Raw genomic sequence first — 11,394 nt, forward strand, 5'->3', positions numbered from 1 at the left:
GCTCGGGTGCGCCCCTGCTCATGCGCCTGCGCCCGTGGGGGCACCCGGTGAGGCCGTGCCGAGAGACCCCGGTCAGGCCTTGCCGAAGGTGACCCCGGTCAGGCCTTGCCGAGGATGCGGTTGAGGTTGGTCCCGCACACGGGGCACTGCCCCTTGGCCATGCGCCGGCCGTTGTCCGACACGACGACCTTGCCCTCGGCCTCCCGCTTCTCCTTGCACTTCACGCAGTAGAACTCGCCCTTGTAGGTCTCGTCAGCCATCGGTGTCTCCTCGTTGCTGGCACCCACCACCGGGTGCTGGACTCGTTCAACCCTAGAGCACCCTCCGCACGAATCCTCGCTTCTCCCGTGCGTGGCGAGCCCAGCCAGGCCGCTTCGCCGGGCCGTGTCGACGTGGCGGCTCAGCCGGCGAGCGCCGAGCGGGCGGCCGTGACCAGTGGCAGCAGCTCGTCCCGCGTATCCTCCGGCAGACCGTCGACAGGCCACCACCGCACGTCGATCGACTCGTCGCTCACCGACGGGTCCACGCCGTCCGGCGCGACCGCCGCGAAGCGGATGTCCAGGTGCTCGCGGCACCGGCCGAAGTCACCGACGAGCCGGTGCCGGTCCAGATGGACGATCTCCGGCCGGACCGCGAGGTCGGGTATGCCGCTCTCCTCGCGGCCCTCGCGGCGGGCCGCCGCCCAGACCGAGCTGTCCCCGGGCTCGTAGTGGCCGCCGAACTGGAACCACGCCCGGGCACGCCGGTGGTGCGTCAGCAGCACGGCTGCGAGGGTGTGGTCGAGGACCAGGACGCTGCCGGTGAAGTGCGCCGGCGGGCCGGTCTTCGCCATGGCGTCCGGATGGCTCGCCAGGTGGGCCAGCATCCCGTCGCGCAGCGCCGCCTGGCGGGGTCCCGGGGCGCCCCACGCCTCGAGCAGCGCCCGCGCGTCGGCGTGCAGACGGGCGTATGCCGCAGCCTCGTCCACCCGCCCGCAGCCCGCGGCCCGCGGGGCCTCGGCAGGTGTCATTACCGCGACGTGCCCGCGTCCGGCTCGGCGCCCGGCTCGGCGTCCGGCTCGGCGCCGGGCCCGCGGCCCGGCCCGCCCTCCGCGTCGTCGAGGATCGTGCGCAGGACCGCGTCGAGGTCGGTGCCGAGCGGCTCGGGTCCCGTGCCGGTCTCGAGGGCGCGGGCAGCGGTCGACTTCTCGACGTAGCCGATGATGTCGTCGAGGTCGGCGGACGTGGGTGCGAGATCGGGGTGGGCCCAGCGGGAGTCCCGCAGCTCGGCCCGACCGGCGTCCTCGAGCGCCGCCCAGAGGTTGGCCGCGTCGCGCAGCCGCCGCGGACGCAGCTCGAGCCCCACGAGGCCGGCGAAGGTCTTCTGCGCGGCGCCCCCGACCCGGCGGCGGCGGATCGTCTCGCCCAGGGCCGCCGACGCCGGCAGGTGCCGGGCGGTCGCGCGGTCCGTGACGTGGTCGACCCAGCCCTCCGCGAGCGCGAGCAGGGTCTCGAGGCGCTCGAGCGCCGAGCGCTGGGCCGGGGTGGGCTGGGGCGTGAACAGGTTGCCCTGCAACGCCTCCCGCAGGGCCTCCGGATCCGTCGGGTCGATCGTCGTCAGGGCCGACTCGATGGCGTCGGTGTCGATGGTGATGTTGCGCGCATAGTCCGACACGGCGCTGAGCAGCTGGGGACCGAGCCACGGCACCTCGGCGAAGAGCCGCACCCGGGCCGACTCCCGCACTGCGAGGTAGAGCCGCACCTGCGGCTCGTCGATCTCCAGGGCCGTCGAGAGCGACGTCACGTTGCCGGGCAGCAGCGCCACGAGGCCGGGCTCGGTGAGCGGCAGGCCCACCTCGGTGGCGGTGACGATCTCGGTGGCGAGGGCACCCACGGCCTGGCCGAGCTGTGCCGCGAACATCTGCCGACTGAGCTTGCCCAGCATCGGCGCCCACTGCTCCACCATGGAGGCCGGGTCGAAGCCCTCCGGAAGGCCCGCGGGCAGCGCGTCGCCGAGGGCCTCCGGCCCCAGCTCGCCGAGCTGCTTGCGCAGCGCGGCGGTCGTCGCGGCGGTGACGCCGCTCGACACCGGCTCGATGAGCTCGAACCACCGGGGCATGGTCGCCTCGACCCACTCGGCCCGGCTGAGTCCGGCCGCGCGCCACGCCGGGGTCGCGAGGGCGGTGTGCTCGTCCAGCCACAGGGTGGCGACGGCAACGGCGTCGGCCACGGCCCGACCTGCCGCCGCGTCGTGGAGGTCGTTGCCCTCCGCGGCCATCACGTGCTTGCGTGCGACGTCCGTGGCGAGGTCGCGCGCGCCGGTGGGCGTCTCCTGCGCGGCGAGGAAGGTGCCCAGCTGCGCCTTCATCGCGGCTCGCGTGGCGGGGTCCGCGGGGTCGACCCCCATGCTGCGCATCGCCTCCGCGAGCTCGGGGTTGCTCGCCGTCTCACCGAGGATGTGCTCGAGCATCGCGCCGAGGTCGCTCGGGTCGACGTTCTCCGGGAGGCGGAACGGCTCCTCCCCGCCGCTCCACGGGGTCGGGTCGCGGTCGTCGGACATGGTGCTCCCTCGTTCGTTCGGACTACCCCAAGACAACCACGAATCCGTCGCGTTGGTTCCCGGCCGCCCGTCGGGCGCGCACGTGGGAGCCAGCGGCGCGGCATACCATGCCTGCGTGACCGTGACCCTGGCCGAGATCCGCGAGACACCCCTGTCGGTCGACGAGGTCCTCGGGTGCGTCACCGACCCGCGGGCCGGCGGCATCTGCCTGTTCATCGGCACCGTGCGCGACCACGACCACGGCTCGGCCGTCGCGGACCTCGACTACAGCGCCCACCCGCAGGCGGCGGACACCGCACGCGCCCTCGCGCAGCGCCTGGCCGGCGACGGCCGCAGCGTGCGGATCGCCGTCGTGCACCGGGTCGGCCACCTCGAGGTCGGTGACATCGCCGTCGTCGTGGGGGTGAGCGCGGAGCACCGCGGCGAGGCGTTCGAGGTGTGCCGTGAGCTCATCGACGAGTTCAAGGCCACGATCCCGATCTGGAAGCACCAGCACTTCGGCGACGGCCGGGACGAGTGGGTCGGGCTGCCGTGAGGACGATGCGCCGGGCCGCGCCGGACGTCGCCGCGCCGACCCCACTCCGGGGCGCCGGGCCGCACGACGGGCCTGCGTCGCGCGGCAGGCTCGTCGCCCTCGTCCTGTTCATCCTCGTGCTCGTGGTGGCTGTCGGCGGCTCGGTCGTCCACCTGCCGTATGCCGTCATGAGCCCCGGTGCCGCCATCGACACGCTGGGCGACCGGGTGAGCCGAGGTGCGCGGACGCCCATCCTCACGGTCGCGGGCGCGAAGACGTATCCGACCGACGGCGCGCTGCGCTTCACGACCGTGTCCGTCTCCGGCGGCCCCGGCTACCCGGTCGACCTGTGGAAGGTCCTCGGCGCCTGGGTGGACCCGGCGCAGGACGTCCTGCCGGTCGACGAGGTCTTCGACCCGCGGGCGACCTCCCAGCAGGTCGAGGAGGAGAACGCCATCGAGATGAAGGGCTCCCAGCAGGAGGCCACCGCGGTGGCGCTGCGCGCCGCGGGCTACGGGGTGCCGACGTCCATCGTCGTGGCGCGCGTCCTCGACACGTCCAAGGCGAAGGGGCTGCTGCGCGCCGGTGACCGCCTGGTGCGGGTCGGCGGCGTGGCGGCCACGTCGGCGGAGGCGGTGCGCGGCGCCCTGCAGCGTGTCCGCCCGGGTGCCTCCGTCCCGGTCGACGTGACCCGCGCCGGCAGGCCGGTCACGGTCACCGTGCAGACCATCGAGGGGTCCGGCGGCCGCACCGCCCTCGGGGTGCTGCTGGGTCTCGACCACGACTTCCCGGTCACCGTCACCGTCAGCGCGGGAGACGTCGGGGGCCCCTCGGCCGGCCTCATGTTCGCGCTCGGCATCTTCGACAAGATCACGGCCGGCTCGCTCACCGGCAACCATGACATCGCCGGCACCGGGACCATCGACGACACGGGCGCGGTCGGGCCGATCGGCGGCATCAAGCAGAAGCTCGTGGGCGCGCGGGCCAGCGGCGCCGACTACTTCCTCGCGCCGGCGGCCAACTGTGCGCAGGTGATCGGCAACGTCCCCGCGGGCATCGAGGTCTACAAGGTGGCGAGCTTCGCCGACGCCCGGGCCGCGGTCGAAGGCATCGCCAAGGGCCAGACGGCGTCCCTGCCGCGCTGCTGAGGGGACCGGGCCGGGTCACGCCTCGAGCGTGGCCCGCAACGCCTGCACGAGCCCGGGCGCGAGGTCCTTGCCCACCGCGACCGCGTCGTCGGAGTCGTGCTCGCGCTGGCGCAGCAGACACATTGAGGAGCCGTCGCGCAGGACCGCGACGAGCAGCCGCACGTCCTTGCGGTCCGGGTGGGCCGCCAGCGCCTCCACGGCGTCCGCGGGACGGTCGGGCAGGTCCCGCTCGGCCTCCGGCGGCACGACGAGGCGCTCGACCGCCAGGGCGCAGCCGTCCACCTCGTCGGGCCACGCGATCCGCCCGAGGAGCGTCTCGAGCGAGCTCGTCGCCGGCAGCCCCTCCTGCTCGACCGCGGTCAGAGCGTCGTCGGCGAGGTCGGCCGGGCCCAGCTGGGCCCGCAGGTGGGGCTCGCGCGCGAGCAGGTCGGCCGTGCGCACGAGCGCGAAGAGCCGTGCCGGCTGGTCCCACCCGGCCGCCGCGACGTGCCGCTCCGCGTCGAGCGCGGCGATGGCGAGAGGGTCGATGACGGGCTTCGCGTCCACGGCCTCATCGTGCCGTATGCCGCCCACCTGGGCTGTCCGTGCCCGGGGTTATGGTTGCGGCATACGGCCAGCACCAGCGACTGAGGGCGACCACACGTGAGCGACCACCCATTCGGGCCCGGCAGGGGCAACTTCGGCGACGGGGGCGCAAGCGGTGCCGCCGGCGGTCGGCGGGGCCCCGGGGGAGCGCGCCGGCTGACGGCGTCTCGCAGCCCGCTCGTGACCAGCCTGGTCATCGCGGGGGCCCTCGTCATCGTCGTGTCGATCGCCGCCCAGTTCTGGACCGAGGTGCTGTGGTACCAGTCCGTCGACTTCGCCGGCGTCTTCTCCACCCAGCTGCTGACCAAGCTCATCCTCGGCGTCCTCGGCGGCCTCGTCACCGCGGCGGTCGTGTGGTCGAGCATCCACTTCGCCTACCGCAGCCGCCCGATCTACGCGCCGTCCCCCGAGACCCAGGCGATGGAGCACTACCGCCAGCTCGTCGAGCCGATGCGCCGCACGGCGACCATCGCGGCGCCGCTCGCGCTCGGGCTCTTCGCCGGTCTCAGCGCGGCGACCCAGTGGGACACCCTCCTGCTCTGGCTCAACGGCTCGCCCTTCGGCGCGAAGGACCCCGAGTTCGGCATCGACATCGCGTTCTTCGTCTTCGACCTGCCGTGGATCAACTTCGTCATCGCCTTCCTGACGATGGTGCTCGTCCTCGGGCTCGTGGCCGCTGCCTTCACGCACTACCTCTACGGCGGCATCGTCGCAGGCGCGAAGATGCGCTCGACCCAGGCCGCGCGGGTGCACCTGACGGCGATCCTCGCCGCGCTCGTGCTCGTGCGGGCGGTGGCCTTCTGGATGGACCGCTACAACCTGGCCACTGCGCAGTCCACGCGCATGACCGGCATCCAGTACACCGAGGCGCACGCCGTCATCCCGACCAAGGCCTTCCTCGCCGTCGCCGCGGTGATGTGCGCCGGCCTCTTCCTCAGCTCCATCTGGACCCGCTCGTGGCGGCTGCCGCTCGTGGGCGTCGCCGCCCTCGCCGTGTGCGTCGTGGCGGTCGGCGGCATCTACCCCGCGCTCGTCCAGTCGCTCAAGGTCAAGCCGTCGGAGAAGTCGCTCGAGGTGGAGTACATCCAGCGCAACATCAACGCGACGCGGGCGGCATACGACTTCGACAAGATCTCCGTCGAGCGCTACGACACGAAGACGACGGCGAGCCCGGGCCAGCTGCGCGGCGACGCCGACACCGTGCCCGGCATCCGGCTCATCGACCCCAACATCGTCAGCCCCACGTTCAAGCAGCTCGAGGCGTCCAAGGGCTACTACCAGTTCGCGGACGTGCTCGACGTCGACCGCTACAAGCTCGGGAGCGAGCTGACGGACACCGTCATCGCCGCCCGCGAGCTCGACCTCAGCGGCGTCCCGGAGGGGCAGCGCAACTGGCTCAACGACCACACCGTCTACACCCACGGCTACGGCGTCGTCGCGGCCAAGGGCAACACCCGGGAGGCCGACGGCCGGCCCACCTTCTTCGAGTCGCAGATCGGCAGCACCGGCGCCCTCGGCAAGTACGAGCCGCGGCTCTACTTCGGCGAGTCCTCGCCCGAGTACTCCGTCGTCGGCGGCAGCACGCTCAAGGAGTTCGACTACCCCGACCCCGCCGGCACCGGGGCGATCAACTACACGTATGCGGGCACGGGCGGCGTGGCGCTCAACGCCGCGACTCGGCTCGCCTACGCGCTGAAGTACCGCGAGATCAACTTCCTGCTCTCCGACGCGGTGACCAACCAGTCCCGCATCCTCGACCACCGGACGCCGCGCGAGCGGATCCAGAGGGTCGCGCCGTGGCTGACGCTCGACGGCAATGCCTACCCGGCCGTCGTGGACGGGCGGGTCCTGTGGATCCTCGACGGCTACACGACCACGGCGAACTACCCCTACTCGCAGACGACGACCCTCGACGTCGCCACCGAGGACTCGGTGACCCAGACCCGCGAGTCCGTCCAGGCGGTCAAGGCGGGGCAGATCAACTACGTCCGCAACTCGGTCAAGGCCACGGTCGACGCCTACGACGGCACCGTGACGCTCTACCAGTGGGACGAGCAGGACCCGATCCTGCGCGCGTGGATGCAGGTCTTCCCCGACGCCGTGAAGCCGCTGGCGGCCATCAAGGGCTCGCTCATGGCGCACCTGCGCTACCCCGAGGACCTGTTCAAGGTGCAGCGGCAGCTGCTCACGAAGTACCACGACACCTCCGCGGCGTCGTTCTACGGCGGCCAGAACTTCTGGAAGGTGCCCGCCGACCCGACGCAGACGACGCCGCTCGTGCAGCCGCCGTACTACCTCTCGCTCGCGATGCCGGGGCAGTCGCAGCCGGCCTTCTCGCTCACCTCGACCTTCATGCCGACCGGTGACCGCAACGTGCTCTCCGGCTTCCTCGCCGTCGACGGCGACGCCGGCACGGAGTCCGGCAAGAAGGCCGCCGGCTACGGGACGCTGCGGCTGCTGGAGACCACTGGCGGCACCGTCAACGGCCCGGGGCAGGTCTACAACGACATGCGCACGTCGCCCGTGTCCTCCAAGGACCCGGAGCTCACGCTGACGCTCGCGCAGTTCATCAGCACGACCCAGTCGCAGGGCGCGACCGTCACCTTCGGCAACCAGCTCACCCTGCCCGTCGGCGGCGGGTTGCTCTACGTGCAGCCCATCTACGTCCAGGCCAAGGCGAGCGGCGGCTACCCGCGACTCTCGGCTGTGGCGGTCGCCTTCGGGGACAAGATCGCCTGGGCCGGCTCGCTCGACGACGCGCTCAACGACCTCTTCGGCGGCTCCTCGGGGGCGCAGGCCGGCGACACCGGGGCGGCCACGCCGGACACCCCGACTCCAGGCTCCACCCCGACGCCCGGCACCACGCCGACGCCGAGCCCCACCCCGTCGAGCGGGGTGCGGCCTGCGCCCACGGCGAGCGCGACGCCCGACGTGGCCGCCCTGCGCAAGGCGCTCGCCGACGCGCAGGCCGCGTATGCCGAGGGACAGACGGCGCTGAAGTCCGGCGACTTCGCGGCATACGGCGCGGCCCAGGACAAGCTGCGGGACGCCCTGCGCCGCGCGGTGGCCGCGTCGCCAGGGAGCACGACCGGACCCTGACCGCACCGCATGGACCCGGCGGGCCCGGGCGCGGCGCCCGATTTGGACTGGCCCGGGGAATCCCGTAACCTGTGGTTGTACCGACGCGGGGTGGAGCAGCTCGGTAGCTCGCCGGGCTCATAACCCGGAGGTCGCAGGTTCAAATCCTGCCCCCGCTACCAAAGAAGAAGCAGGTCAGAGGCCCTTTCCCCAGGTGGGACGGGGCCTTTGGCATTGGCAGGCGCAGCCAGCGAAAGCAGGCAGGCATGAGACGGCGTTCCCTGTAGCGCGCCCCTGTTCGTCAGGGGCGCGGTGCCCGGGAAAGGTCGGTGCGTGTCAGCCCAGCGGCCTGTCCCGCGCTCGGTTGTCGCCAGGCGGGCGGGGAGGCCACGCCTGGGCGCCCAGCTCTCGCGACACGGATCGCGCGGTGTCGCGAACCAGGTCGCGCGCCTCGTGGCGGAGGACGTCCCCATCGGAGGGGATCACGACACCGACCGCCCCTACGGCCTCGCCGTACGAGTCAAAGATGGGGCTCGCCAGCGAGCTCTCGCCGAGCACGGCCTCGTCCTGCTCGACGGCGATGCCGGTCGACCGGATCACCTCCAGCACCTCGCGAAGATGGTCCGCGGAGGTGATCGTCTCGCCCGTCATGCTCCGCAGCTCTCCGGAGGTCAGCACCCGCTTCTCGTCCTCAGGGAGGAAGGCGAGCAGGGCCTTGCCCAGGGCGCTTGCATGGGCCGGAATGACGATGCCGACCTCGGGCATCTGACGGCTGCCGTCGGGCCGTGGCTCGTGGTGGATGATCACGACGTCGTCAACGAGCAGGACCCCGGTGCGGACGGCCAGGCCGGTCCGGCGGGCGAGGTCCTCAGCCCAGGGGATGGCCTTCGACCGCAGTTCGAGGGTGTCGAGGTAGACGTTGCCGAGCCGCAGCACGGCAGGGCCGAGCTGATAGCGGCTGGAGCCGCGCTCCTGCACCACCATGCCGTGCTCGACCAGGCTGCGGACGATGCCATGGGTGGTCGAGGGAGCGAGCTCGAGACGGGCAGCGAGCTCCGACAGGCTCATCCTCCGCGCGCCCTGCAGTGCGCTGAGTACCCGGATGGCGCGGTCGACCGACTGGATCACGGCTGCCCCTTCCGCTGAGACCCACTTCACGAAAACCCTTGCTCTCTAGTGAATCACACGTGTAGCCTCCAAAGTACATTCGACATTATCGAATGATCTTCGAGATTACTTGCAAAGGGGCAAGGGCATGCTTGACGAGACGAACCTCCTCCAGCGTCTGGGCGCTGAGGTCATCGGAACGGCTTTCCTGGTGTTCATCGGGGTGGGGTCCGTCCCTGCCACCCTCATCGTCAACGGCAACGCGCCGTTCACAATGGCCGACCTGGGGGTCATCTCCCTGGCGTTCGGCACCGTCGTCGTTGCCACCGTCTACGCCTTGGGGCATGTGGGCGGCAACCACATCAACCCGGCAGTCACCCTCAGCCTTGCCGTGTCCCGCAAGTTCCCGTGGGCTCAGGTGCCGGCATACATCGGCGCGCAGGTCGTCGGTGCCATCATCGGGGCGGCCACAATCCTCGGCGTCCTCGGGAGGAAGGCGAGCGAGGTCGGCCTGGGCGTCGCGTCCTACGGAGACATCAGCTGGGTGCAGGCCTTCACCGCCGAGTTCGTGGGCACGTTCATCCTCGTGTTCACGATCTTCGGCGTCATCCACCGCAAGGCGGCCGCGGGGTTCGCCGGCGTGGCGATCGGCCTGGTCGTCTTCGCGGCGATCATCCCTGTCGCTCCGGCGACGGGTGCCTCGATCAACCCTGCTCGTACCGTGGGTCCCATGCTCGTCCAGCAGCTCGCGGGCGGTGCGGTGAAGTGGAACCAGCTCCCGGTCTACCTCGTGGCTGAGCTGCTCGCCGGAGTCGTCGCCGCCCTCCTCTACGGCGTGCTCACTCGCACGCCGGCCGATCGGGCCGCTGCCGCTCCCGGCGTGGACCTGGGCGATCCGGTCCTCGAGCCCACCAGCACCCGCCAGACCACCAGCGTCTGACGCCTCCCTCACCAGCCGACTGCGAAAGAGACCGTCATGAAGAAGCTCATCAACGACCCGAACGACGTCGTCGTCGAGGCCCTGCGCGGCATCGAGGGTGCGCATCCCGAGCTGCGGGTCGACCACGACAACAAGGTCATCTACCGCGGCGATGCGCCGAAGAAGGACAAGGTCGGGCTAATCTCCGGCGGCGGCTCAGGCCACGAACCGCTCCACGGCGGGTTTGTCGGGTTCGGCATGCTGGACGCCGCGTGCGCCGGTGATGTCTTCACGTCCCCTGTGCCGGGGCAGATCCTCGCGGCCACCAAGCTCGTCGACGGCGGCGCAGGGATCCTGCACATCGTGAAGAACTACACCGGTGACGTCATGAACTTCGAGATGGCGGCCGAGATGGCCGCGGCGGAGACCGGAGCACGGGTCGTCTCGGTGGTCACGGACGACGACGTGGCGGTGCAGGACAGCACCTGGACAGCCGGGCGCCGTGGCGTCGGGACCACGGTGCTTCTGGAGAAGATCGCCGGAGCGGCCGCCGAGCAGGGTCGCGATCTCGACGAGGTCGCGAGGATCGCGCGCAAGGTCAATGCGAACGGTCGCAGCATGGGCCTGGCCCTCACCTCGTGCACGGTGCCGGCGGTAGGCCGCCCGACGTTCGACCTCGGTGAGGACCAGATGGAGCTCGGTGTCGGGATCCATGGCGAGCCCGGCCGCGAAAGGATCCCGCTCGCGCCCGCTCGGGAGATCGCCTCACTGCTCCTCGAGCCGGTGCTGGCGGACCTGCCGTTCGCCAAGGGCGACCCCGTGATCGCCTTCGTCAACGGGCTCGGCGGCACCCCCCTCATCGAGCTGTACGTGATGTTCAACGAGGTGCAGCAGGTCCTGAGCGGGCACGGCGTACAGATCGCACGGTCGCTCGTGGGCTCGCACATCACCTCGCTCGACATGGCGGGGGTGTCGATCACGCTGCTGCGGGTCGATGACGAGCTGCTGTCGCTCTGGGACGCTCCTGTCAACACTTCAGCGTTGAGATGGGGCGCCTGACATGAGCGAGAACGTGACCACGGCGGTCTTCGAGCACTGGGTGCGCAGGTTTGCCGCGCTCATCGAGCAGAACCGCGAGCACCTGACCGAGCTCGACGCGGCGATCGGCGATGCCGACCACGGGTCGAACATGGACCGGGGCATGAAGGCTGCCGTGGCCGCGCTCGATGAAAGCCGGCCGCCGGCTGCGGGAGCGCTCTTGACCAAGGTGGGGTTGACGCTGGTCTCGACGGTCGGAGGGGCCAGCGGGCCCTTGTTCGGGACGTTCTTCATGCGGGTGGGCGCCTCCCTGGGAGCGGCCGCCGAAACCGTCTCGGCACGCGACGTCGCAGTGGCGCTGCGAGCCGGGCTCGGTGGCGTCGTCGATCGAGGCAAGGCCGCGCCCGGCGACAAGACGATGTACGACGCCCTCGCGCCTGCCGTCGATGCGCTGGAGACCGCGCTCG

General features: G+C 71.6%; 11 protein-coding genes and 1 tRNA gene. 7 read left to right on the forward strand and 5 right to left on the reverse strand.

Going from position 1 to position 11,394, the window contains the following annotated elements; translation table 11 throughout:
- Positions 1-98 precede the first annotated feature (98 nt).
- The 3 genes from VFJ94_RS13970 to VFJ94_RS13980 all read right to left on the reverse strand — a co-directional run bounded on the left by VFJ94_RS13970 (position 99) and on the right by VFJ94_RS13980 (position 2,538).
- Entirely contained in the window at positions 99-260 is a 162-nt protein-coding gene (locus VFJ94_RS13970) for a DUF5679 domain-containing protein (protein ID WP_020143053.1), read from the reverse strand.
- Between the two features lie 140 nt (positions 261-400).
- Complete coding sequence (locus VFJ94_RS13975; protein WP_325004829.1) at positions 401-1,009, reverse strand: NUDIX hydrolase; 609 nt, start codon at positions 1,007-1,009, stop codon at positions 401-403.
- Positions 1,009-2,538: a zinc-dependent metalloprotease gene (locus tag VFJ94_RS13980; protein ID WP_325004830.1), complete on the reverse strand. Its 1,530-nt coding sequence runs from the start codon at positions 2,536-2,538 to the stop codon at positions 1,009-1,011. Before VFJ94_RS13980 ends, VFJ94_RS13975 begins: the two co-directional genes overlap by 1 nt.
- Before the next feature lie 115 nt (positions 2,539-2,653).
- On the opposite strand from VFJ94_RS13980, the gene VFJ94_RS13985 reads away from it, so the two are divergent.
- Together VFJ94_RS13985 and VFJ94_RS13990 are read left to right on the forward strand one after the other, a co-directional pair.
- Positions 2,654-3,073: a molybdenum cofactor biosynthesis protein MoaE gene (locus tag VFJ94_RS13985; protein WP_325004831.1), complete on the forward strand. Its 420-nt coding sequence runs from the start codon at positions 2,654-2,656 to the stop codon at positions 3,071-3,073.
- Positions 3,074-3,078: 5 nt separating this feature from the next.
- Positions 3,079-4,200 carry a YlbL family protein gene (locus tag VFJ94_RS13990; protein ID WP_325004840.1) on the forward strand — a complete coding sequence of 374 codons (1,122 nt, stop codon included), beginning with the start codon at positions 3,079-3,081 and terminating at the stop codon, positions 4,198-4,200.
- Between the two features lie 15 nt (positions 4,201-4,215).
- On the opposite strand, the gene VFJ94_RS13995 is transcribed toward VFJ94_RS13990, so the two are convergent.
- Positions 4,216-4,746 carry a PPA1309 family protein gene (locus VFJ94_RS13995; protein ID WP_325004832.1) on the reverse strand — a complete coding sequence of 177 codons (531 nt, stop codon included), beginning with the start codon at positions 4,744-4,746 and terminating at the stop codon, positions 4,216-4,218.
- A 96-nt stretch (positions 4,747-4,842) separates the two neighbouring features.
- On the opposite strand from VFJ94_RS13995, the gene VFJ94_RS14000 reads away from it, so the two are divergent.
- Together VFJ94_RS14000 and VFJ94_RS14005 are read left to right on the forward strand one after the other, a co-directional pair.
- Entirely contained in the window at positions 4,843-7,884 is a 3,042-nt protein-coding gene (locus VFJ94_RS14000) for a UPF0182 family protein (protein ID WP_325004833.1), read from the forward strand.
- 84 nt (positions 7,885-7,968) lie between these two features.
- Positions 7,969-8,045, forward strand: a tRNA-Met gene (locus VFJ94_RS14005).
- Between the two features lie 154 nt (positions 8,046-8,199).
- Here the strand turns inward: VFJ94_RS14005 and VFJ94_RS14010 are convergent.
- The gene (locus VFJ94_RS14010) at positions 8,200-8,991 is read right to left on the reverse strand and encodes an IclR family transcriptional regulator (RefSeq protein WP_325004834.1); all 792 of its coding nucleotides are present in this window, start codon (positions 8,989-8,991) and stop codon (positions 8,200-8,202) included.
- A 127-nt stretch (positions 8,992-9,118) separates the two neighbouring features.
- Between VFJ94_RS14010 and VFJ94_RS14015 the strand changes: the two genes are divergently transcribed.
- The 3 genes from VFJ94_RS14015 to dhaL form a co-directional block, all read left to right on the forward strand.
- Positions 9,119-9,910, forward strand: a complete 792-nt coding sequence (locus tag VFJ94_RS14015) for an MIP/aquaporin family protein (RefSeq protein WP_325004835.1) — start codon at positions 9,119-9,121, stop codon at positions 9,908-9,910.
- A 36-nt stretch (positions 9,911-9,946) separates the two neighbouring features.
- Positions 9,947-10,948 carry a dihydroxyacetone kinase subunit DhaK gene (gene dhaK, locus VFJ94_RS14020; RefSeq protein WP_325004836.1) on the forward strand — a complete coding sequence of 334 codons (1,002 nt, stop codon included), beginning with the start codon at positions 9,947-9,949 and terminating at the stop codon, positions 10,946-10,948.
- Between the two features lie 13 nt (positions 10,949-10,961).
- The coding region (gene dhaL / locus VFJ94_RS14025; protein WP_325004837.1) for a dihydroxyacetone kinase subunit DhaL at positions 10,962-11,394 on the forward strand (433 nt) is incomplete at its 3' end.

The sequence above is a fragment of the Intrasporangium sp. genome, from assembly GCF_035688975.1.
Classification (GTDB): domain Bacteria; phylum Actinomycetota; class Actinomycetes; order Actinomycetales; family Dermatophilaceae; genus CALMNV01.